The sequence below is a fragment of the Pseudomonas sp. genome, from assembly GCF_032058845.1.
GTDB lineage: Bacteria > Pseudomonadota > Gammaproteobacteria > Pseudomonadales > Pseudomonadaceae > Aquipseudomonas.
In genome coordinates, this window is record NZ_DAMCCR010000075.1 from 1 (window position 1) to 21,550 (window position 21,550).

The following is a 21,550-nucleotide window of genomic DNA, read 5'->3' on the forward strand; positions in this document are numbered from 1 at the left end:
CGAAGCACCTCCAGTACCGAAGAAACATCCAACTCATTGAATCTCAAGGAGTTTTTCGTTCCGTTTGCCCTGGAAGTGGTGCGCAGTATAAAGACATTCGCTGAGCGGTCAAGCACTTATTTCGAAAAAGTTTCAAATCACTTCCAATGCAAATAAGGCGTCGATGACGCCCCCTCCGCAATCACCCCGAATTAAAGGCTAGGAAACGCGAACTGCGAAGCCTCGTGGCTTTTACGCTGCGGCCAGCGCTGGGTAATGGCCTTGCGACGGGTATAGAAGCGCACGCCGTCCGGGCCGTAGGCATGCAGGTCGCCGAACAGCGAGCGCTTCCAGCCGCCAAAGCTGTGGTAAGACACCGGCACTGGCAGCGGTACGTTGACCCCGACCATCCCCACTTCGATCTCGTCACAGAACAAGCGCGCCGCTTCACCGTCACGGGTGAAGATGCACGTGCCGTTGCCGTACTCGTGATCATTGATCAGCTGCATCGCCTCCTCCAGGCTCTGCACGCGCACCACGCACAAGACCGGGCCGAAGATCTCTTCCTTATAGATGCTCATGTCCGAGGTCACCTTGTCGAACAAGGTGCCGCCCAGGAAGTAGCCTTCTTCATGCCCCGTTACCTGCAGGCCACGGCCGTCGACTACCAGCTGTGCGCCGGCCGAAACGCCTTCTTCTATATAGCCGACCACTTTGTCACGGGCAGCGGCGGTTACCAGCGGGCCCATGTCCAGCCCACACGAGGTACCGGCGCCGATTTTCAGCGCCTTGATCTGCGGTTCCAGTTTGCCGATCAGGGCATCCGCGACCTGGTCGCCCACACACACCGCTACCGAGATGGCCATGCAGCGCTCGCCGCAGGAACCATACGCTGCACCCATCAGCGCGCTGACCGCGTTGTCGAGATCGGCATCGGGCATCAGCACCGCATGGTTCTTCGCCCCGCCCAGTGCCTGCACGCGCTTGCCGCGCTTGGTGCCTTCGGCATAGATGTACTCGGCGATCGGCGTAGAGCCGACGAAGCTCAGTGCCTTGACCTGTGGCGCTTCAATCAGCGCATCGACCGCTTCCTTGTCACCGTGCACCACGTTCAGGATGCCCTTGGGCAACCCGGCTTCAAGCAGCAGTTGAGCGATGTACAAGGTCGAGCTGGGATCACGCTCGGACGGCTTGAGGATGAATGCGTTGCCGCAGACGATCGCCAACGGGTACATCCACAGCGGCACCATGGCCGGGAAGTTGAACGGGGTGATACCGGCGACCACGCCCAGCGGCTGGAAGTCGGACCACGCATCGATGTTCGGGCCGACGTTGCGGCTGTATTCGCCCTTGAGGATTTCCGGGGCCGCACAGGCAAACTCGACGTTCTCGATGCCACGCTTGAGCTCGCCGGCGGCGTCTTCGAGGGTCTTGCCATGCTCCTGGCTGATCAACTGAGCAATGTGCGCCTCGTGTTGCTCCAGCAATTGCTTGAAACGGAACATGACCTGCGCACGTTTGGCAGGCGGGGTATTGCGCCAGGCCGGATAAGCCGCGGCGGCAGAATCGATGGCCTGCTGCACGGTCGCCTGGCTGGCCAGTTCGACCTTGCCCGTGACCTGGCCGGTCGCCGGGTTGAAGACATCGGCCGTGCGGCCGCCGTTGGACACCATCTGGCCGTCGATCAGGTGCTGAACGATGCTCATGCAAAACTCCGTAAACAATAAGGTAGGTCCGGGCGCGCAGCGCGCGCGCCCGTCATCGAGGCGCTGGGATCAGTCGACGCGGTTCAGGTGCTCGCCGACAGCATCGAACAGGCGATCCAGTTCGTGCGGCTGGGTATTGAACGTTGGGCCGAACTGCAGGGTGTCGCCGCCGTAACGGACATAGAAGCCGGCCTGCCACAGCTTCATCGCGGTCTCGTACGGGCGGACAATGGCATCGCCGTCGCGCGGGGCGATCTGGATGGCGCCGGCCAGGCCGTAGTTGCGGATGTCGACTACGTTCTTGCTGCCTTTGAGGCCGTGCAGCAACCTTTCGAAATGCGGCGCCAGCTCGGCGGACGCCTGCACCAGGTTCTCTTTCTGCAGCAAGTCCAGCGCCGCGAGACCGGCGGCGCACGCCACGGGGTGCGCCGAGTAGGTGTAGCCGTGAGGGAATTCCACCGCGTATTCCGGCGTCGGCTGGTTCATGAAGGTGTGGTAGATCTCGCTGCTGGCCACCACCGCGCCCATCGGGATGGCGCCGTTGGTAACCTGCTTGGCGATGCACATCAAGTCAGGGGTGACGCCGAACGCTTCGGCACCCGTCATGGCACCCATGCGGCCAAAGCCGGTGATGACTTCATCGAAGATCAACAGGATGTTGTGCTGGGTGCAGATCTCGCGCAGACGCTTGAGGTAGCCCACCGGCGGCGGCAGCACACCGGCAGAACCGGCCAGCGGCTCGACGATGACCGCGGCGATGTTCGAGGCGTCATGCAGCTCGATCAGCTTGAGCATCTCGTCAGCCAGGGCGATGCCGCCTTCTTGCGGCAGGCCCTTGGTGAAGGCATTGCCGGGCAGCACGGTGTGCGGCAAGTGATCGACATCCAGCAGCTGGCCGAACATCTTGCGGTTGCCGTTGACGCCACCCAGGCTGGTGCCGGCGATGTTCACCCCGTGGTAGCCCCGGGCACGGCCGATGATCTTGGCCTTGCTGGCCTGACCTTTCAGACGCCAGTAGGCGCGGACCATCTTCAGCGCGGTGTCGGCGCATTCGGAGCCGGAGTTGGTGAAGAACACATGATTGAGGTCACCCGGGGTCAATTGGGTGATCTGCTCGGCCAGCTGGAACGACAGCGGATGGCCGAACTGGAAGGCCGGCGCGTAGTCGAGTGTCGCCAGTTGCCGGCTGACCGCGTCAGCGATTTCCTTGCGCGTGTGACCGGCGCCGCAGGTCCAGAGCCCGGACAGCGCGTCGAAAATGCGCCGGCCCTTGTCGTCCACCAGATGATTGCCGTCGGCCGCCACGATCAGACGTGGATCGCGGTGGAAATTGCGATTCGCCGTGTAGGGCATCCAGTGGGCATCCAGCTTGAGCTGGCTGGCGAGACCGACAGGCGCGGTTTCAGGCATGTTCATCGGCGGTTCCTCGAATGACGATCAAACAACGATGGGGTGTGATTGCCCATAAGCTGGCACGGCGATAAAGTCTGGAAAACCCTACTCTTCTAACCTTCAGTCAGTGGCGTACTAAACTAATGAGCCGACGCCCCGAGGCACTCGCCCAAGTCAGCGACTTCGACATACGCCTGTTGAAAATTTTCCGCAGCGTGGTGGAGTGCGGTGGCTTTTCGGCAGCCGAGACCGTTCTTGGCATTGGCCGCTCGGCGATCAGCCAACAGATGAAAGACCTGGAACAACGCCTGGGGCTACGCCTGTGCCAGCGCGGACGAGCCGGATTTTCGCTGACCGAGGAAGGTCGCGACGTGTACCAGTCGGCGTTGCAGCTGCTGGGTGCGCTGGAGTCGTTTCGCACCGAGGTCAACGGCCTGCACCAGCACCTGCGCGGCGAACTGAACATCGGCCTGACCGACAATCTGGTCACTCTCCCGCACATGCGCATCACCCATGCGCTGGCTGAGCTGAAAGACCGCGGCCCGGACGTGCATATCCAGATCCGCATGATCGCCCCGAGCCAGGTCGAGCAGGGCGTACTCGATGGCAGTCTGCATGTTGGCGTGGTGCCGCAGACCAGCCCGCTGTCGGGGCTCGAATACCAGCCGTTGTACAGCGAACGCTCGCTGCTGTATTGCGCGGTGGGCCATCCGCTGTTCTTCGCCGATGACGCACACATCGATGATGACCGCCTCAACAGCCAGGATGCCATCGCCCCGACCTTCCGCCTGCCAGCGCACGTGCAGGCCTGCTACCAGACGCTGCATTGCACCGCCAGCGCCTCGGACCGCGAAGGCATGGCCTTTCTGATTCTGACCGGGCGCTACATCGGTTATCTGCCGGATCACTATGCCAGCGTATGGGTCCAACAGGGACGACTGCGGGCGCTCAAACCCAATGAGCGCTTCCATGACCTGGGCCTGAGCTGGGTGACGCGCAAGGACCGGCGACCGAACCTGGTCTTGCAGCGGTTTCTCGATAGCCTGGCGGCCACACGCTAATGCTTGTCAGGTGCGCACAGGCAGGTAATCTGTCCGACAATCCGTACCACCCCATCCGACGGAAATCGTCCATGAGCCTTGAAGTCCCCGCGCACCGCCTCTCTGCCTCGGGCAAGCCCGCCGGCCGCATTCGCCAGAAGAACGAGCGAGCCATCATTCAGGCCGCCGAGGACGAGTTCGCCCGTCACGGTTTCAAAGGCACCAGCATGAATACCATCGCCTTGAAGGCCGAACTGCCCAAGGCCAACCTGCACTACTACTTCACCAACAAGCTGGGCCTGTACATTGCGGTGCTGAGCAACATCATCGAGCTGTGGGACAGCACCTTCAACCACCTGCACGTCGATGACGATCCAGGCGAGGCCCTGAGCCGCTACATCCGTACCAAGATGGAGTTTTCCCGGCGTAATCCACAGGCCTCGCGCATCTTCGCCATGGAAGTGATCAGCGGTGGACAGTGCCTGAGCGAGTACTTTTCCGCCGACTACCGTGAGTGGTTCCGTGGACGTGCGGCCGTGTTCGAAGCCTGGATCGCGGCCGGCAAGATGGACCCGGTCGACCCGGTACACCTGATCTTCCTGTTGTGGGGCAGCACCCAGCATTACGCCGACTTTGCCACGCAAATCTGCCAGGTCACCGGCCGCAGCCGCCTGACCAAGCAGGACATGGAGGATGCCAGCAGCAACCTCATCCACATCATTCTCAAAGGCTGCGGCGTGCAATCGCCCGTCTGACCCGGACCTATGCCCTCTACCCTGCTTGAGCTGTGCGAGTTTCGTGAAGAAATCCGCAAGAGCCGTTTCATCACCTTGGCCGCGCCGATCGCCACGCCCAACGAGGCCATGAGCTTCATCGCCGAACACAGCGACCTGGCGGCCACCCATAACTGCTGGGCGTGGAAGATCGGCGGGCAGTACCGCAGCAACGATGACGGCGAGCCGGGCGGCACGGCGGGCCGGCCTATCCTGGCAGCGATCGAGGCGCAGGATTGCGATCAGGTGGTGGTACTGGTGATCCGCTGGTATGGCGGGATTCAGCTGGGCACCGGTGGTTTGGCACGGGCCTACGGCGGAGGCGCCAACAAATGCCTGCAGCAAGCGGCCAAGCGCTTGCTGGTGCAACGCAGCCTGTTCACCTGCAGCTGCAGCTTCAGCGAGCTGGCACTGGTAAAGCTGCGCCTGGCCGACGTTGACGGCCTGGTGCTGGATGAACGATTCACCGCCAATGGAGTGGATCTGCAAGTGGCGTTTGCCGAGGGCCACCTCGACACGCTACAAGCGCAACTGGCGGACCTCAGCCGTGGGCGGATTCTCCTGCATAGGCCCTAGCAAGGTTGCACACAGCAACTGTGCGCCCGCCTGTGCATAAGCTTGGGGCATACCCCTGCAGGCCACGAGCTACGGGCCTCGTAGACTTTTGATCAATAAATGACCAACGCCGACTTGCACGGTGCTCGTCCACTGCCTGCACACAGGTTATCCCCAGCTGCGTGCACTCATGCCGAGGGTTTCGACCGTGCTCCTCGCACTGTAGCGATTGCACACAATTGCGGTGGAGCAGCCTGTGGATAAGCCGTGCGCTATCCCGCGCGAGCCTTGTGCGGCAAGGCCTGCAGAGGATTGATCGTTATTTGACCAGGCGTTATCCACACGCTCGAGCGCAATGCACCGTGCTGCCGACCGCTGGGTTATGCTCCAGGGTCTTTGACCGCTACAGGAGCGTTGCAATGTCCACAACACCTTCCGCGCTGATCATCGGCGCCTCCCGCGGGCTGGGGCTTGGCCTGACAGAACGACTGCGCGAAGCCGGCTGGAACGTCACCGCCACCGTCCGCGATCCGCACAAGGCCCAGGCGCTGCAGGCGGTGGCAGGCGTGCAGGTGGAGACCCTGGAGATGAATGACGATACGCAGCTCGACGCGTTGGTCCAGCGCCTCAAGGGCCAGATGTTCGATCTGGTGTTCATCAATGCCGGGGTCATGGGCCCGCAGCCACAGTCGCCACAGAGCGTCACGCTCGACGATGTCGGCCAGCTGTTCATGACCAATGCCGTAGCGCCGATCCGCGTCGCCACCCGCCTGGTCGCGCATGTCCGGGAGGGCAACGGTGTGCTGGCGTTCATGAGCTCGGGGCTGGGCAGCGTGGCAAGCCCGGATGGCGGTGAAATCTGCCTGTACAAAGCCAGCAAGGCAGCGCTCAACTCGATGATCAACAGCTTTGTGGTGCAGTTGCAGCGCAGCGACCTGACCGTGCTGGCCATGCACCCGGGCTGGGTACAGACCGCCATGGGCGGCGACAGCGCGCCGCTCGACGTGGCCACCAGCACCCGTGGCCTGGTCGAACAGATCACGGCTCAACGCGGCCACCCTGGCCTGCGCTTCATCGATTACCAGGGGCAATCGCTCACCTGGTGAATTGAACGCCGTGGCGTGAGGCTCTACACTCAGCGCCTCGCCCCACGGCGGACCTGGATCAGCAGACAGGGCAACACTGAGCTGGCTTACCTGAACCCATTTTCAGAGGAGCCGGCACCATGCCTGCGATCCGTATCTGGTTGAAATCCCCGCTTGCCATCTTCACTGCCAACGACCTCGACGCCCGTGGCGGGCTGGTCATCGAAGGCGGCGTTGTCCGCGAACTCATTCCTCTGGGCGGCCACCCTGCACAGCCTTGCGCACAGGTTTTCGATGCCCGTGAGCACGTCGTGCTGCCCGGCCTGATCAACACCCACCACCACTTCTACCAGACCCTGACCCGGGCCTGGGCACCGGTAGTCAACCAGCCGTTGTTTCCCTGGCTGAAGACGCTGTATCCGGTCTGGGCCCGGCTGACGCCCAAGGCCTTGGCCCTGGCCAGTGAAGTGGCGCTGGCCGAGCTGTTGCTTTCGGGCTGCACCACCGCCGCCGACCATCACTACCTGTTCCCCGATGGGCTGGAAGATGCCATCGACGTACAAATCGAGGCGGTACGCACGTTGGGCATGCGGGCCATGCTCACCCGCGGCTCGATGAGCCTGGGCGAAGCGGACGGCGGCCTGCCACCGCAGCAAACCGTGCAGCAGGGCGAAGTGATACTTGCCGACAGTCAGCGACTTATCCACCGCTACCATGAGCGCGGTGCCGGGGCCGTGATCCAGATTGCCCTGGCGCCCTGCTCGCCGTTTTCGGTGACCCCGGAAATCATGCGCGCCAGCGCCGAGCTGGCCGAGGCGCAGGATGTGCGCTTGCACACCCACTTGGCCGAAACCCTCGATGAAGAGGCGTTCTGCCTGCAGCGCTTCGGCTTGCGGACCGTGGACTACCTCGACAGCGTCGGCTGGCTCGGACCGCGGACCTGGCTGGCCCATGGCATTCACTTCGAGGCCGATGAAATCGCCCGCCTTGGCGCGGCAGGCACCGGGGTGTGCCATTGCCCGAGCTCCAACATGCGCCTGGCCTCGGGCATCTGCCCGACCCTGGCACTGGAGGCCGCTGGCGCCACCGTCGGCCTGGGTGTGGATGGCTCGGCATCCAATGACGCGTCGAACCTGATGCTTGAAGCCCGCCAGGCCCTGTACCTGCAGCGCCTGCGTTATGGCGCCGAAGCCATCACCCCGCAACGCGTACTGGGCTGGGCCACGCGCGGCTCGGCGCAGTTGCTGGGGCGTGATGACATCGGCAGCCTGGCGGTCGGCCAGCAGGCGGACCTGGCGCTGTTCAAACTCGACGAACTGCGTTTTTCCGGCAGCCATGATCCGCTGTCGGCTTTGCTGCTGTGCGGCGCCGACCGTGCAGACCGCGTCATGGTGGGTGGCCGCTGGCGAGTGATCGACGGCCAGGTCGAGGGGCTGGACGTGCAACAGCTGATGGCGGCGCACCGGCAAGCGGCAGCACAGCTCATGGCCGGTTGACCTCACTGCCTTCCCGCGCCGATGGCAAGGCCGCTGCGCCCATCGGTCGCGGGCCCGGTTGTAGGAAAAATTTCCAGTAGAATAGGCCCAACCGTTCCTGATTGAGACTGATACACATGTATGACTGGCTGAATGCCTTGCCCAAGGCCGAACTGCACATGCACCTGGAAGGCTCCCTTGAGCCTGAATTGCTGTTCGCCCTGGCCGAGCGCAACAAGATCGCCCTGCCCTGGAATGATGTCGAAGCGCTGCGCGGTGCCTATGCCTTCAACAACCTGCAGGAATTTCTCGACCTGTACTACCAAGGCGCCGGCGTTTTGCAGACCGAGCAGGATTTCTACGACCTGACCTGGGCCTACCTGCTGCGCTGCAAGGCGCAGAACGTGATCCACACCGAACCGTTCTTCGACCCGCAAACCCACACCGATCGCGGCATCGCCTTTGAAGTGGTGCTCAACGGCATTGGCCAGGCCCTGCGCGACGGCCAGCAGCAACTGGGCGTGAGCAGCGGGTTGATTCTGAGCTTCCTGCGCCACCTCAGCGAAGAGGCCGCAGAGAAGACGCTGACCCAGGCCCTGCCCTTCCGTGACGCTTTCGTTGCCGTAGGCCTGGACAGTTCGGAACAAGGCCATCCACCGAGCAAGTTCGAGCGCGTCTTCGCCCGCGCGCGCCATGAAGGCCTGGTCGCGGTCGCCCATGCCGGCGAGGAAGGCCCGCCCGAGTACATCTGGGAGGCGCTCGACCTGCTGCACATCAAGCGCATCGACCACGGCGTGAGGGCCATCGAAGACGAGCGCCTGATGCAACGCATCATCGACGAGCAGATCCCACTGACCGTGTGCCCGTTGTCCAACACCAAGCTGTGTGTGTTCGATCACATGAGCCAGCACAACATCCTCGACATGCTCGAGCGCGGCGTGAAGGTCACGGTGAATTCCGACGACCCGGCCTATTTCGGCGGTTACGTGACCGAAAACTTCCATGCCCTGCACCAGCACCTGGGAATGACCGAAGACCAGGCGCGGCGCCTGGCGCAGAACAGCCTCGACGCACGACTGGTCTGACGATCTGACGGATGCCCGCGACCGCTAGCCCACCTGCAGGCTGGTCACGCGGGCGATCCGGTTGATGTGCTGCAGGCCCAGCGGCGTGACCTGTAGCGCACGGCTGGCCTCCTGCTCGCGCACCCAGCCCGATTGCACGAACAGCTTGAACAAGGCCCGCCCCAGCACGCCGCCCAGGTGCGGCCCCTGGTCACTCCACTCGTTGCAATGACAGATCACCCCGCCCCGGCTGTGCTGAGGTGCCAGTGCGTCGATGAACACGCCAATGCGCTCCAGCTCCAGCCTGCCCGACGAGGTCACCAGCCACTGCTCGCCATGGCGCTCCAGCCACCCGGCGTCGGTCAGGCGCTGATACAGCTCGGCCGCCAACTCCCCGCCCAGGTGATCGCTGCACAGCCGTGCACGGCGCATCGACAAGGGAATCTGCAAGGGAAAGGCCCCCGTGCGCGATCGATCCGTGCCTACCACCAGGTTGGCCAGCGCCTCGACGGCCGCGCCAACCTCAGGGGTGGCCAGCCGGAAGTAGCGCTTGCGTCCGCGTGACTCCAGCCTCAGCAGGCCGGCCGTCGACAGCAGCGAGAGGTGAGCGCAGGCCGACGAACAGGTCAGGCCGGTCATCGTCGCCAGCTCTGCGGTAGGCCGGGGTGTGCCGTCGATCAGCGCCCATAGCATGGCACTGCGTTTGGGGTCGGCCATCAAACTGGCGATACGGCTGATGCTGCTCACTGCTTTCATATCTGCGTTGCTCCCTACGAGATAGCGTTCAGGGCCGACCCAGGCAGGCACCTGGACTGGCCGACCGGCTGACGACGATGGGTGGCCTCTGCACGGTCCCTGGCCACCGGCCGCACCTCGCTGTGCGAAGTGCCGAAACGACCGCCTCGAACGGGCGGCCAGCGCGAGTATAAGCCGGGACAAAGCAGGCGCTGGACAGGGCTGCGTGTGTGGAATGGGGACAAGTGCAGAGGGTCAGGCCACCCATGGAGGAACTGTCTCCATTACGGGCATTGAGCCATCTGGCGAATGCCCCCTCGCCAAAGCGGCCGAGGGGGCTTTGGCGAAGATTTATCCAACTTTAGAGCGACATTGCCGACACCCTGCTTCCACAGGGATTGCAGCAAAAGCAGACCTGTCGACACCACGCTGAGGGACTTCCCTGTCCAGCGGACCGATGGCCGGTCTGGCGAACCGCCAGGCCCGATCTACACTGGCTGCTCGCACGCTCGTGGAGGCTTTGGTGATGAGAATCGTCGTCAGTACATCCCACCGCAATCGGGCCTGCCCCTGGCAGGTGCAGCTCGATCAGCATGTCGTGAGTTTTCGCAGCGAGGACGAAGCGCGGCACTTCGCGGCGTTGCTGGAGGCCCGCTTGCGCGCGCCTCATCCGCTTACGCCGTGGCCTGCCAGCGACGCGTCAGCAGCGCCGCGCTGACCACCAGCACACCGCACAGGCTGATCACCAGGCTCATCGGCACCGCACTGCCATCGGCCAGGAGGCCCACCAGCGCCGCGGCACCGGCTGCGACGCTGAACTGCAGGCAGCCCATCAAGGCCGAGGCGCTGCCAGCGCGCCCGCCCTTACCCGCCATGGCGCAGGCCGAGGCGTTGGGAATGATGCAGCCCAGGCTGGCCATGCACACGAACAACGGCACCAGCAATGGCCATAGCTGTTTCGGGTGCAGGGCGGCCATCAGCAACAGCAGCACACCGCCGGCGAGATAGACCCACACAGCCTTGGCCAGCAGCGCGGTCGGCCCGAACCGGGTCAACAGCCGTGCATTGACCTGTGCGGTGAGGATGAACCCGGCGGCATTGATGCCGAACAGCCAGCCGTAATGCTCGGCAGGCACGCCATACAGGGTGATGAACACGAAGGGAGAGCCGGCGATGTAGGCGAACATGCCGGCGATGGCGATGCCGCCAGTCAGGGCATGGCCGATGAACACGCGATCGCGCAGCAGGCGCAGGTACTGCCCTGCGGCCCCCGCCAACGGCGCGCGGGCGATGTGCTTGGGCAAACTCTCGGGCAGGCCGCGGGCGACCGCGATCAGGCAGCCACCGCTGAACAGCGCCAGCACCAGAAAGATCGACTGCCAGCCAACGCTGTTGACCATCACTCCACCGAGCATGGGTGCCAGGATCGGCGCCAGCCCCATCACCAGCATCAGTTGCGAGAAGACCTTGGCCGATTGCACGGCATCGCAGCTGTCGCTGACGATCGCCCGCGACAACACCATGCCGGCGCAGCCACCCAGCGCCTGAACGAAGCGGGCCGCAATCAGCGCCTCCAGGCTCGGCGCATAGGCGCACGCCAGGGACGCGAGCATGAACAGCGCCACGCCGAACAGCAGCGGGCCGCGCCGGCCGTAACGGTCAGCGACCGGCCCATAGACCAGTTGCCCGAGCGACAGGCCGAGGAAGTACACCGCCAGGGTGGTCTGAATGTGTTGCGCGTCGGTGGCGAAGGCCTGGGCCATCGCCGGGAAGGCGGGCAGATAGAAGTCGATGGCCAAAGGCCCGAACGCACTGAGTGCGCCCAGGATCAAGACGGTTCGTAGGTTCATGCGGAATCCGTAGCAGGCTAAGCAAATGGCTCAGTCTACCCGTCCACGCGCCGCCAGGGGAGGAAACCTGACCCCTGGCAATGCGTGAGCGTGTCTCAGGCGACTTCGGCGGGATAGCCCTCCTCACGGATCGACTCAAGAATCTGCTGAGCCGCCAGTGGGCTCTTCACGCTGACTTGCCTGGCGGCCAGATCGACCTTGACCTCAGCGGTTGGGTCCTGGGCCTGGACTGCTGCAGTGACGGCCTTGACGCAGTGGCCGCAGGTCATGCCTTGCACGTTGAATACTTGCATCGTCAGTTGCCTCGTCTGGTGGGGGTTGCCTGCAGTCTCAACCTTGCCACCACGGCAAGGTCAAGGGGGTAACGTTGCATCGCGCTGGCATTCAAGGCGCGCCTCGGCCAAGCTGGAGCGCTTGAGCCGTGAATGAGCAGGAGAACGTCGATGATCAGAGCAGTAATGTGTGCGGTCGCGGTGCTGGGCACGTTGACCGCCGTGCCGCCGGCCAGCGCCGAAGGCAATGCGGATTACAGCGTGCTGATCATTTCTCGCGAGCGTCTGGAAGTGGCGACCAACTGCGAGATCGGCATCTACCTCAACGGCCAGCTCACCGGGCGCCTGTTCCAGGAGCAGTCGACGGCCTTCAACCTGCCTGCGGGGCCAGTGGATGTGCGCCTGCGCATGCTCCCAGGGCAAGCGCCCGGGTGTGGCGCGGGGCTGGTGAACCAGCACCAGCAACAGCTGAACCTGAGCGCCGGACAGATCAACAAGTACCGGATCTCGATGAGCCAGAACGGCTTGCACCTGACCCGAGCAGGCCTGGGCTATTGACCTTGACCACATGGCAAGGTTGATGCTGGTGGCCTGAGCGGGCGCTGTCTGAGAAAACGCTCGAGCGAAGGGTTGGCAGTGTGCAACGCCGCGCAACCCGGCCTCGAGGCTTTTCAGACCGCGCCCTGGGACCTGATACAGGGAGTAGCGCCATGTCTGCCATCACCACCTACCAACTGCCCATCAGCGGAATGACCTGCGCCAGCTGCGCCGGGCGCGTCGAGCGCGCCCTGGGCAAGGTCAGCGGTGCTGCGCAAGTCAGCGTCAACCTCGCCACGGAACACGCCCGCGTGCAGGCGCCCACGGGCAGCTTGCCAGCCCTGCTCGATGCCGTTCGCGGGGCGGGCTATCAGGTGCCGCTGCGCAGCCTGGAGCTGCAGATCGGCGGCATGACCTGCGCCTCGTGCGCCGGGCGCGTCGAGCGGGCCCTGAGCAAGGTTCAGGGTGTGCAGCAGGTCAGCGTGAACCTGGCCAACGAACGCGCCCACGTCGAACTGCTCGCCAGCCTGGATGACGCGGCACTGGTCGAGGCGGTGCAAAAAGCCGGCTACAGCGCCAGCCTGCCGCGCAACCACGCAGACGATACCGCCGCCGCCCAACGCCGGCTGCGCAACGAGCGCATTGCAGTGGTCGCAGCCGTGCTGCTGGCCCTGCCGCTGGTGCTGCCAATGCTGGTGCAACCGTTCGGCCTGCACTGGATGCTGCCCGCCTGGGCCCAGTTCGTGTTGGCCACACCGGTACAGTTCCTGCTTGGCGCGCGCTTCTACGTGGCCGCCTGGAAAGCCGTGAAAGCCGGTGCGGGCAACATGGACCTGCTGGTGGCCCTGGGCACCAGCGCGGGCTATGGGCTGAGCCTGTACCAGTGGGCCAACGCCCACCCCGGCATGGAGCCGCACCTGTACTTCGAAGCCAGCGCCGTGGTGATTGCCCTGGTGCTGCTGGGCAAGTACCTGGAAAGCCGCGCCAAACGCCAGACCGCCAGCGCCATCCGCGCCCTCGAAGCGTTGCGCCCGGAGCGCGCGGTGCGTTTGATCGAAGGCCGTGAAGAAGACGTGGCGATCAGTCAGTTGCGTCTCGACGACCAGGTGCTGGTCAAGCCCGGTGAACGCTTCCCGGTCGATGGCCTGATCATCGACGGCACCAGCCACGCCGACGAAGCACTGATCAGCGGCGAAAGCCTGCCCGTGCCCAAACAGCCCGGCGACCGGGTGACCGGCGGCGCCATCAACGGCGAAGGTCGGCTGATCGTGCGTACCCAGGCCTTGGGCACAGAGACCGTGCTGGCGCGGATCATCCGCCTGGTGGAAGACGCCCAGGCAGCCAAGGCGCCGATCCAGAAACTGGTCGACCGGGTCAGCCAGGTGTTCGTCCCGGCCGTACTGGTACTGGCCGTGCTGACACTGGTCGGCTGGTCGCTCAGCGGCGCGCCGATGGAAACGGCCCTGATCAACGCGGTCGCGGTGCTGGTGATCGCCTGTCCATGTGCACTCGGCCTGGCCACGCCAGCGGCGATCATGGCGGGCACGGGCGTCGCCGCTCGGCACGGCATCCTGATCAAGGATGCCGAAGCGCTGGAACGGGCCCACGCCGTGAACCGCGTGGTGTTCGACAAGACTGGCACGCTCACCTCCGGCGCGCCACGGATCGTGCACAGCATGGCTGCCAGCGGCACAGAGGATGATGCCCTGCGCTTGGCCGGGGCCTTGCAGCGTGGCAGCGAGCACCCGCTGGCCAAGGCCGTACTGCAGCAGTGCCAGGAACAACAGCTGGATGTCCCGCCGGTGACCGACAGCCAATCACTGACCGGCCGAGGCATCGCCGGGCGGGTCGAGGGGCGCACGCTGGCCCTGGGCAACCGCCGTTTGCTCGATGAAAGCGGCCTGGCCCCAGGGCAACTGGCCGACAGCGCCCAGGCCTGGGAAGCCGAAGGCCGGACGTTGTCATGGCTGATCGAGCGTGGCGAAACCCCTCGTCTGCTGGCCCTGTTCGCCTTCGGCGACAGCCTCAAACCCGGCGCCCAACAGGCAATCCGGGCACTGCAGGCGCGGCACATCAGCAGCCATCTGCTGACCGGCGACAACCGTGGCAGCGCCCGGGTGGTGGCGCAGGCGCTGGGCATCGATGACGTGTATGCCGAGGTGTTGCCGGCCGACAAGGCCGCCACCGTGAACCGGCTTAAAACCGATGGCGTGGTGGCGATGGTGGGCGACGGTATCAACGACGCCCCGGCGCTCGCGGCCGCCGACATCGGTATCGCCATGGGTGGCGGCACCGATGTGGCGATGCAGGCAGCCGGCATTACCCTGATGCGCGGCGACCCGCGCCTGGTGCCGGCGGCCCTGGACATCAGCCGCAAGACCTACGCCAAGATCCGCCAGAACCTGTTCTGGGCCTTCATCTATAACCTGGTGGGCATTCCACTGGCCGCCTTCGGCTACCTCAACCCGGTGCTGGCAGGTGCAGCGATGGCGCTGTCGAGTGTCAGCGTGGTGAGCAATGCCCTGTGGCTGAAAACCTGGAAACCTGCTGCGTCGCCTTCGGAGACACCATGAACATTGGACAGGCCGCCCGCCGCAGCGGGCTCAGTGCCAAGATGATCCGCCATTACGAAGCCATCGGCCTGCTCGCGCCGGCCGCGCGCAGCGACAGCGGTTACCGGCTGTACCAGGCAGACGACCTGCACCGCCTGGCCTTCATCAAGCGTTCGCGCGACCTGGGGTTTTCCCTGGACGAGGTGGCCAGGCTGCTGACCCTCTGGCAGGACCGCCAGCGCGCCAGTGCCGACGTCAAGGCGCTGGCCCAGCAGCACATCGACGCACTCGATCAGCGCATCGCCGAGCTGCTGAGCCTGCGCGAAACCCTCGCGCACCTGGTGGCCGGCTGCCAGGGCGATGACCGCCCCGACTGCCCTATCCTCAAGGACCTGGCCCAAGGCTGCTGCAGCTGATTCAAGCCGCCAGTGCATACAGCGTCGGCGGCTGCGCTCCAGAAACGACAGGGTCATTGCCCAGAACGACTTCTGCATCAATGAAAGCGCTGATTGGCCTTTACAAAAAGCCACGCCTGCCGATCTCCCGATTACAGGTGGCGCTCGCCCCTGACCTGGGTTTCTGGAGCATGGATGAACATCAAACAAAAATTGACCTTGGCCTTTGCCGTGATTGCCGGCCTGCCCATCGTTATCGTCGCCACCCTAGTGATCATCAGCCTGCGCGACGACTCGCGGGGCGATTTCGTTGACAGCAGCACGCGGGAGATCCGTCAGGTCAGCAACGCCATGCAGTTGTTCTTCCAGGGCATCGACCAGAACGTCGAGTATCTCGCCAAGCAACCTGTAGTGACGGCCTCTGGCAGCAACCTCAACAAGTACCTGACCGCCGACGCCTCGAATCAGCTGGGCGAGCAGGACGAGAAGGTTCTGGCGGTGCTCGATCAGCTCGGTTCCACCCATCCGTCCTATGCCTACATGGCCTATGCCCAGGCCGATGGTGGCTACGTCGGCTGGCCGGCCGGGCAGAAGCTCGCCAGCTACGACCCGCGCCAGCGGCCCTGGTACCAGCTGGCCATGGCCAACCCCGGCAAGACCCTGCGCACCGAAGCCTATTACTGGGCAGCCGATGATGCGGTGCTGATCAGTACCGTGCGCACGGTGGCAAACCCGCTGGGCAGCAGCGGTGGCGTGGTCAATGTCGACGTCTCGCTCAAGGGCCTGACCGACCTGATCAAGAACATCAAGGTCGGCGACAGCGGTTTCCTGATGCTGCTCGAACACGACGGCAAGGTGCTGGTCAACCCGCGTGACGGCAGCCATAACTTCAAGCCGGTGGGCGAGCTGGCCGGCGGTTATGCCGACCTGGCCGGGCCCGGCAAAGGCCTGCGTGAAATCCAGATCGACGGCGTGCGCTACATGGCCAACGTCTACCCCGACGAGGCCTTGGGCTGGATCTTCGTCGGCCTGATCCAGCAGGACGAAGTCATGGCCAGTGCCACCCGCCTGAGCTGGCTGATCGGCATCATTACCGTCGTCCTGGCCGGTGTCTTCGCGCTGGTGGGCATGGCGTTTGCGCGTGTCATCGTGCGCCCGATCAATGGCGTGAGCCAGGGCCTGGAAGACATCGCCCAGGGCGAAGGCGATCTGACCCGCAGCCTGACCGTGCACGGCCGTGATGAAACCGCACGCCTGGCCAGCTGGTTCAACCAGTTCCTCGGCGCCATCCGCAGCCTGATTCAGCACATCAGCGGCTCGGCGAGCAAGATTCTCGCGGCCTCGGCCACGGCCTCCCAGGTGTCGCACGACATGGCCGAAGCCGCCGGGCGTCAGCGTGAAGCCGTGGACATGGTGTCCACCGCCTTCCATGAAATGGTGGCCACGGCCAACGAAGTCGCGCGCTCCTGCAGCCAGGCCGCGCAGTCAGCCGACAGCGGTCAGCAGCAGGCGCGTGAAGGCCAGGCGCAGATCGATGCAGCCGTGTCGAGCGTCGACCGCCTGAGCCAGGAAATCGAGCAGTCGGCGCAGTCGATGCAGCAGCTCGAACGCGACAGCAACGCCATTCAATCGATCCTCGGCACCATTCGTTCGATTGCCGAACAGACCAACCTGCTGGCGCTCAACGCCGCCATCGAGGCCGCACGTGCCGGTGAACAGGGCCGGGGCTTTGCCGTGGTCGCCGACGAGGTGCGGGCGCTGGCCAAGCGCACCGCCGACTCCACCGCCGAGATCGATGGCTTGCTCGGCAACCTGGCCAGCCGCACCTCGCAAGTGGCCGGGCAGATGCATGCCAGCCTGGAAGTGTCGGTGCAGTCGGTGACGCGTATCGGCATGGCGCGCGACAGCTTCGGGCAGATTCGTGATTCGGTGGACGTGATCCGCGACATGAACACGCAGATCGCAACCGCCGCAGAAGAGCAGCATCAGGTGGCCGAAGACATCAACCGCCACATCGCGCAGATTCACGGCGATGCGCAGCGGGTGGCGGAGCTGGCCCATTCGGCGCGACAGGACTCCGCGAGCCTGGCGGGTTTCTCCAATGAACTGGATGCGCTGGTAAAGCGCTTCCGCACCTGAAATGCACCCTGACGCACGCTATCGACCCGGCGTGCGTCAACTCAGCGTCACGCGCCATGGATGACAATCAGTGCTTTGCCCACTCCCCTGCCTTGCATGAAAACAATAAATCCGGAGCGTCGTAGATGAACATCAAGCACAAACTCACGTGGGCCTTCGCCGTCATCGCCGGGCTGCCCATTGCGGTCGTGGCCGCCATCGTCGTGCTCAACCTGCGCGATGAAGCGCGTGACGATTTTGTCGAGAACAGCGGCCGAGAGATCCGGCAAGTCGGCAACGCCATGAACATCTTCTTCAAGGGCATCGACGAAAACGTCGAATTCCTGGCCGCGCAGCCCATGCTCGGCACCTTGAGCAATGACTTCAACAAGTACATGGCGGCCAAGCCGTCCTATGACCTGACCCCGCAATCGCAAGAGGTACTGGCCTACTTCGACCGCATGGCCAAGACCCACAAGAATTACGCCTATGTCTCTTACGCGGTGGCCGATGGCGGCTACGTCGGCTGGCCGAATAGCCAGAAGCTCGACGGCTACGACCCGCGCGTGCGCCCGTTCTACAAGTCGGCCATGGCCACGCCGGGCAAGCCGGTGCGCTCTGCGGCCTACTACTGGGCGGCGGATGACATCGTGCTGATGGCCACGGGCATGACGGTTGCCAACACCTTCGGCGCCAACGGCGGCGTGGTGAACGTGGACGTGTCGCTCAATGGCCTGACCGACATCGTGAAGAAGATCAAGCTCGGCGAAAGCGGCTATCTGATGCTGGTCGAAAACAACGGCAACGTCCTGGTCGATTCGAACGATGCCAGCCACAACTTCAAGCAGCTCGCCAGCCTGGGCGGCGATTACGAAACCCTGGCCAAGGCCGGCAAAGGCCTGGTCGAGGTGCAGTTCGACGGTCAGCGCTACATGGCCAACGTGGTGCCCGACGAGCAGCTGGGCTTCACCTTCATTGGTCTGATTCAGCAGCAGGAAGTGATGCAGAGCGCGACCCGCCTGAGCTGGGTCATCGGCGTGGTGGCACTGGTGTTGGCAGCGCTGTTTGCAGTGATTGGCGCAACCTTCGCCAAGCTCATCGTGCGCCCGATCAACAGCGTCAGCAGCGGGCTGGAGGGCATCGCCCAGGGCGAGGGCGACCTGACCCGCAGCCTGGAGGTACGTGGCCGCGATGAAACGGCGCAACTGGCCGGCTGGTTCAACCAGTTCCTGGGTGCCATCCGCAGCTTGATCCAGCACATCGGCGTGTCGGCGAATCAGATTCTCAGCTCGTCGGCCAGCGCCACCCGCGTGTCCGGGGACATGGCCGATGCTGCCGGGCGCCAGCGCGAAGCGGTGGACATGGTGTCGACCGCGTTCCACGAAATGGTCGCCACTGCCAACGAAGTGGCGCGTTCCTGCAGCCAGGCCGCGCAGTCGGCCGACAGCGGCCAGCAGCAGGCCCGTGAAGGGCAGGCGCAGATCGATGCGGCAGTGTCCAGCGTGGACCGCCTGAGTCAGGAAATCGAGCAATCGGCGCAGTCGATCCAGCAGCTGGAACGCGACAGCAATGCGATTCAGTCGATCCTGGGCACCATCCGTTCGATTGCCGAGCAGACCAACCTGCTGGCGCTCAACGCGGCGATCGAGGCGGCCCGCGCCGGGGAACAGGGACGTGGCTTTGCCGTGGTTGCTGACGAAGTCCGCGCCCTGGCCAAGCGCACGGCTGATTCCACCGCCGAGATCGATGGCCTGCTGGGTAACCTGGCCAATCGCACCTCGCAGGTCGCCGAGCAGATGCACGCCAGCCTGGAAGTGTCGGTGCAGTCTGTGACACGCATCGGCATGGCCCGCGACAGCTTCGGGCAGATTCGTGACTCGGTGGACGTGATCCGCGACATGAACACGCAGATCGCCACAGCGGCCGAGGAGCAGCATCAGGTCGCCGAAGACATCAACCGCCACATCGCCCAGATTCATGGCGATGCGCAATTGGTGGCCGAACTGGCGCAAACGGCGCGGCAGGACTCGCAGAGCCTGGCTGGGCTGTCCAACGAGCTGGATGCGTTGGTGCGGCGGTTCAAGACCTGACAGGTCGCGGGCCGAGGGCAGCGGTTCGAGCATTGACGGGGCGGGGCGCAAGAGCAGCGGTCGTGGCCGGGCCCTGTGCCCGCTGAGGCAGGAGGCCGGTTTAGCCGGCCTGGTGCAGAAGCCGCGTACTGTCAGACAAAACGCGATCGCAGCCATCGGGGCTGCTTGCGCAGCCCATCGCGACTGAAGTCGCTCCAACAAGGTAGGCGCACCCTGTGGGAGAGGCCGGTCCGGCGCTCCTGCAAGACGAAACACAGTCCGCCCCTGTCTGCAGCTGCAGACACCTAACGCTCGACGATCACCGTCACCCCCTGCCCGCCTGCGGCACAAATCGAGATCAACCCCCGGCCCTTGCCCGCCTTGGCCAGCAATTTGGCCAGGTGCGCGAGAATGCGTCCGCCAGTGGCAGCGAACGGATGCCCGGCGGCCAGCGAGCTGCCCTTGACGTTGAGCTTGCTGCGGTCGATGGCGCCCAGCGCCCCGTCCAGGCCCAGGCGAGTGCGGCAGAAGTCTGGGTCCTCCCACGCCTTCAGGGTGCACAGCACTTGCGCGGCGAAGGCTTCATGGATCTCGTAGTAGTCGAAGTCCTGCAGGCTCAGGCCATTGCGCGCCAGCAGGCGCGGCACCGCGTAGACCGGGGCCATCAGCAACCCTTCCTGACCCTTGACGAAATCCACCGCGGCGGTTTCGCCGTCCACCAGATAGGCCTGCACCGGCAGGCCGCGCTCGGCGGCCCAGGCTTCGCTGGCCAGTAGCACCAGGGAGGCGCCGTCGGTGAGCGGGGTGGAGTTGCCAGCGGTGAGCGTGCCTTTGGCGCTGCGCTCGAAAACCGGTTTGAGCCGGCCGAGCTGTTCCAGGGTGAGCTCAGGGCGCAGGTTGTTGTCGCGGACCAGGCCCAGGTATGGGGTCATCAGGTCGTCATGCCAGCCTTCGGCATACGAGGCTGCCAGGTGCTGATGGCTGTGCAGGGCCAGTTCATCCTGAGCACTGCGCTCGATCTGCCAGGTCTGCGCCATCTGCTCGCAGTGCTGGCCCATCGACAGGCCGGTGCGTGGCTCGCCGTTGCGCGGCAGCTCGGGCTTGAGATGGCCGGGGCGCAGGCCGAGAAACGGCGTGAGCCGCTGGCCCAGGCTTTTGCCGCGACCCGCCGCCAGGAGAATCCGCCGCAGCCCCTCGTTGACGGCAATGGGCACATCGGAGGTGGTGTCGACGCCCCCGGCCACCGCGCAATCGATCTGCCCAAGGGCGATCTTGTTGGCCACCAGCAGCGCGGCCTCCAGGCCCGTGCCGCAGGCTTGCTGGATGTCATAGGCCGGGGTTTGCGGCGACAGGCGCGAGCCCAGTACGCACTCGCGGGTCAGGTTCATGTCGCGCGCGTGCTTGAGTACTGCCCCGGCCACCACTTCACCCAGGCGCAGGCCGTGGAGGCGGTAGCGCTCCACCAGGCCTTCCAGCGCAGCGGTGAGCATGGCCTGGTTGCTGGCTGTGGCATACGCCCCGTTGGCGCGGGCGAAGGGAATACGGTTGCCGCCCAGAATCGCGACCCGGCGAGTTGATCCCATGTGCTGCTTCCTCCTGAAAGTGATTGATCGCCCCTGCGTGGAAGGGCCCACGCGGCTGATGCACCCGGGCCCCTCAGCCTAGGTGTTTTTACCGAGGTCGAACGACCCACCCGGGAAGTTGGTCCACACTGCATGTTTGCCTTTTCAGGAGACCTTCCCATGAGCGATCGCTACATCGGCTTTGCCAACTCTGCCCTCGGCCGACGCGTCGTCGATGCCCTCGGCCTGCCGCGCCCTGTGGCCCTTGAACGCTGGCAAGCCGGGCGCATGCGGCCGGTCGATGGCGCCCTGGTGCTCGGCGGCGGGCCGCTGGCCCAGCAGGTACAAGCCCTGGCCGCGAGCCTCAGCGAAGACATCTACGGCTATGAAT

At 64.7% G+C, this 21,550-nt stretch carries 18 protein-coding genes and 3 pseudogenes; 15 read left to right on the plus strand and 6 right to left on the minus strand.

What is annotated here, in order from left to right; genetic code table 11:
- Window positions 1-191 precede the first annotated feature (191 nt).
- Together RT028_RS14525 and RT028_RS14530 are read right to left on the minus strand one after the other, a co-directional pair.
- Window positions 192-1,685, minus strand: a complete 1,494-nt coding sequence (locus RT028_RS14525; RefSeq protein ID WP_312935826.1) for a CoA-acylating methylmalonate-semialdehyde dehydrogenase — start codon at window positions 1,683-1,685, stop codon at window positions 192-194.
- Window positions 1,686-1,754: 69 nt separating this feature from the next.
- Complete coding sequence (locus RT028_RS14530; RefSeq protein ID WP_312935827.1) at window positions 1,755-3,101, minus strand: aspartate aminotransferase family protein; 1,347 nt, start codon at window positions 3,099-3,101, stop codon at window positions 1,755-1,757.
- A gap of 119 nt (window positions 3,102-3,220) precedes the next feature.
- Here RT028_RS14530 and RT028_RS14535 point away from each other — a divergent pair, with 119 nt between their 5' ends.
- The 6 genes from RT028_RS14535 to RT028_RS14560 all read left to right on the plus strand — a co-directional run bounded on the left by RT028_RS14535 (window position 3,221) and on the right by RT028_RS14560 (window position 9,090).
- Window positions 3,221-4,138: a LysR family transcriptional regulator gene (locus RT028_RS14535; protein WP_312935828.1), complete on the plus strand. Its 918-nt coding sequence runs from the start codon at window positions 3,221-3,223 to the stop codon at window positions 4,136-4,138.
- Window positions 4,139-4,209: 71 nt separating this feature from the next.
- A complete protein-coding gene (locus RT028_RS14540; RefSeq protein WP_312935829.1) occupies window positions 4,210-4,872 on the plus strand; it encodes a TetR/AcrR family transcriptional regulator in 663 nt (220 codons plus the stop codon).
- 9 nt (window positions 4,873-4,881) lie between these two features.
- A complete protein-coding gene (locus RT028_RS14545; RefSeq protein ID WP_312935830.1) occupies window positions 4,882-5,466 on the plus strand; it encodes a YigZ family protein in 585 nt (194 codons plus the stop codon).
- Window positions 5,467-5,864: 398 nt separating this feature from the next.
- Complete coding sequence (locus RT028_RS14550) at window positions 5,865-6,551, plus strand: SDR family oxidoreductase (protein WP_312935831.1); 687 nt, start codon at window positions 5,865-5,867, stop codon at window positions 6,549-6,551.
- Between the two features lie 119 nt (window positions 6,552-6,670).
- Complete coding sequence (locus tag RT028_RS14555) at window positions 6,671-8,026, plus strand: 8-oxoguanine deaminase (RefSeq protein ID WP_312935832.1); 1,356 nt, start codon at window positions 6,671-6,673, stop codon at window positions 8,024-8,026.
- A 116-nt stretch (window positions 8,027-8,142) separates the two neighbouring features.
- The gene (locus RT028_RS14560; RefSeq protein ID WP_312935833.1) at window positions 8,143-9,090 is read left to right on the plus strand and encodes an adenosine deaminase; all 948 of its coding nucleotides are present in this window, start codon (window positions 8,143-8,145) and stop codon (window positions 9,088-9,090) included.
- Window positions 9,091-9,114: 24 nt separating this feature from the next.
- Here RT028_RS14560 and RT028_RS14565 read toward each other — a convergent pair whose 3' ends face one another.
- A complete protein-coding gene (locus RT028_RS14565; protein ID WP_312935834.1) occupies window positions 9,115-9,825 on the minus strand; it encodes a helix-turn-helix transcriptional regulator in 711 nt (236 codons plus the stop codon).
- Window positions 9,826-10,330: 505 nt separating this feature from the next.
- Between RT028_RS14565 and RT028_RS14570 the strand changes: the two genes are divergently transcribed.
- Window positions 10,331-10,522 (plus strand): hypothetical protein, encoded by a 192-nt coding sequence (locus RT028_RS14570; RefSeq protein WP_312935835.1) that lies wholly within the window; start codon window positions 10,331-10,333, stop codon window positions 10,520-10,522.
- Here RT028_RS14570 and RT028_RS14575 read toward each other — a convergent pair.
- Window positions 10,479-11,654, minus strand: a complete 1,176-nt coding sequence (locus RT028_RS14575; RefSeq protein WP_312935836.1) for a multidrug effflux MFS transporter — start codon at window positions 11,652-11,654, stop codon at window positions 10,479-10,481. The two genes, RT028_RS14570 and RT028_RS14575, sit on opposite strands and share 44 nt — an antisense overlap.
- A gap of 95 nt (window positions 11,655-11,749) precedes the next feature.
- The gene (locus RT028_RS14580; protein WP_312935837.1) at window positions 11,750-11,947 is read right to left on the minus strand and encodes a heavy-metal-associated domain-containing protein; all 198 of its coding nucleotides are present in this window, start codon (window positions 11,945-11,947) and stop codon (window positions 11,750-11,752) included.
- 150 nt (window positions 11,948-12,097) lie between these two features.
- Here RT028_RS14580 and RT028_RS14585 point away from each other — a divergent pair, with 150 nt between their 5' ends.
- The 7 genes and pseudogenes from RT028_RS14585 to RT028_RS20380 all read left to right on the plus strand — a co-directional run bounded on the left by RT028_RS14585 (window position 12,098) and on the right by RT028_RS20380 (window position 19,618).
- Entirely contained in the window at window positions 12,098-12,484 is a 387-nt protein-coding gene (locus RT028_RS14585; protein WP_312935838.1) for a hypothetical protein, read from the plus strand.
- Window positions 12,485-12,636: 152 nt separating this feature from the next.
- A complete protein-coding gene (locus RT028_RS14590; protein ID WP_312935839.1) occupies window positions 12,637-15,036 on the plus strand; it encodes a heavy metal translocating P-type ATPase in 2,400 nt (799 codons plus the stop codon).
- Window positions 15,033-15,431, plus strand: a complete 399-nt coding sequence (gene cueR / locus RT028_RS14595; RefSeq protein WP_312935840.1) for a Cu(I)-responsive transcriptional regulator — start codon at window positions 15,033-15,035, stop codon at window positions 15,429-15,431. The genes RT028_RS14590 and cueR overlap by 4 nt, the downstream gene beginning before the upstream one ends.
- 330 nt (window positions 15,432-15,761) lie before the next feature.
- Window positions 15,762-16,691 (plus strand): annotated as a pseudogene (locus RT028_RS20365) (cache domain-containing protein); the annotation flags it as partial.
- Between the two features lie 129 nt (window positions 16,692-16,820).
- Window positions 16,821-17,549: a methyl-accepting chemotaxis protein gene (locus RT028_RS20370; protein ID WP_409567258.1), complete on the plus strand. Its 729-nt coding sequence runs from the start codon at window positions 16,821-16,823 to the stop codon at window positions 17,547-17,549.
- Between the two features lie 281 nt (window positions 17,550-17,830).
- Window positions 17,831-18,760 (plus strand): annotated as a pseudogene (locus RT028_RS20375) (cache domain-containing protein); the annotation flags it as partial.
- Between the two features lie 129 nt (window positions 18,761-18,889).
- On the plus strand, window positions 18,890-19,618 hold the full coding sequence (locus RT028_RS20380; RefSeq protein WP_409567259.1) for a methyl-accepting chemotaxis protein: 729 nt from the start codon (window positions 18,890-18,892) through the stop codon (window positions 19,616-19,618).
- 284 nt (window positions 19,619-19,902) lie between these two features.
- Here RT028_RS20380 and RT028_RS14610 read toward each other — a convergent pair whose 3' ends face one another.
- Window positions 19,903-21,180 (minus strand): acetyl-CoA C-acetyltransferase, encoded by a 1,278-nt coding sequence (locus RT028_RS14610; RefSeq protein ID WP_312935843.1) that lies wholly within the window; start codon window positions 21,178-21,180, stop codon window positions 19,903-19,905.
- 159 nt (window positions 21,181-21,339) lie between these two features.
- Between RT028_RS14610 and RT028_RS14615 the strand changes: the two are divergent.
- Window positions 21,340-21,550, plus strand: a pseudogene (locus RT028_RS14615) (short chain dehydrogenase); the annotation flags it as partial.

Bases quoted from the DNA above. Each gene is read 5' to 3' on its own strand.
- RT028_RS14525 (WP_312935826.1), bottom strand. From the start codon at position 1,685: ATGAGCATCGTTCAGCACCTGATCGACGGCCAGATGGTGTCCAACGGC.
- RT028_RS14530 (WP_312935827.1), bottom strand. From the start codon at position 3,101: ATGAACATGCCTGAAACCGCGCCTGTCGGTCTCGCCAGCCAGCTCAAG.
- RT028_RS14535 (WP_312935828.1), top strand. From the start codon at position 3,221: ATGAGCCGACGCCCCGAGGCACTCGCCCAAGTCAGCGACTTCGACATA.
- RT028_RS14540 (WP_312935829.1), top strand. From the start codon at position 4,210: ATGAGCCTTGAAGTCCCCGCGCACCGCCTCTCTGCCTCGGGCAAGCCC.
- RT028_RS14545 (WP_312935830.1), top strand. From the start codon at position 4,882: ATGCCCTCTACCCTGCTTGAGCTGTGCGAGTTTCGTGAAGAAATCCGC.
- RT028_RS14550 (WP_312935831.1), top strand. From the start codon at position 5,865: ATGTCCACAACACCTTCCGCGCTGATCATCGGCGCCTCCCGCGGGCTG.
- RT028_RS14555 (WP_312935832.1), top strand. From the start codon at position 6,671: ATGCCTGCGATCCGTATCTGGTTGAAATCCCCGCTTGCCATCTTCACT.
- RT028_RS14560 (WP_312935833.1), top strand. From the start codon at position 8,143: ATGTATGACTGGCTGAATGCCTTGCCCAAGGCCGAACTGCACATGCAC.
- RT028_RS14565 (WP_312935834.1), bottom strand. From the start codon at position 9,825: ATGAAAGCAGTGAGCAGCATCAGCCGTATCGCCAGTTTGATGGCCGAC.
- RT028_RS14570 (WP_312935835.1), top strand. From the start codon at position 10,331: ATGAGAATCGTCGTCAGTACATCCCACCGCAATCGGGCCTGCCCCTGG.
- RT028_RS14575 (WP_312935836.1), bottom strand. From the start codon at position 11,654: ATGAACCTACGAACCGTCTTGATCCTGGGCGCACTCAGTGCGTTCGGG.
- RT028_RS14580 (WP_312935837.1), bottom strand. From the start codon at position 11,947: ATGCAAGTATTCAACGTGCAAGGCATGACCTGCGGCCACTGCGTCAAG.
- RT028_RS14585 (WP_312935838.1), top strand. From the start codon at position 12,098: ATGATCAGAGCAGTAATGTGTGCGGTCGCGGTGCTGGGCACGTTGACC.
- RT028_RS14590 (WP_312935839.1), top strand. From the start codon at position 12,637: ATGTCTGCCATCACCACCTACCAACTGCCCATCAGCGGAATGACCTGC.
- cueR (WP_312935840.1), top strand. From the start codon at position 15,033: ATGAACATTGGACAGGCCGCCCGCCGCAGCGGGCTCAGTGCCAAGATG.
- RT028_RS20370 (WP_409567258.1), top strand. From the start codon at position 16,821: ATGGTGTCCACCGCCTTCCATGAAATGGTGGCCACGGCCAACGAAGTC.
- RT028_RS20380 (WP_409567259.1), top strand. From the start codon at position 18,890: ATGGTGTCGACCGCGTTCCACGAAATGGTCGCCACTGCCAACGAAGTG.
- RT028_RS14610 (WP_312935843.1), bottom strand. From the start codon at position 21,180: ATGGGATCAACTCGCCGGGTCGCGATTCTGGGCGGCAACCGTATTCCC.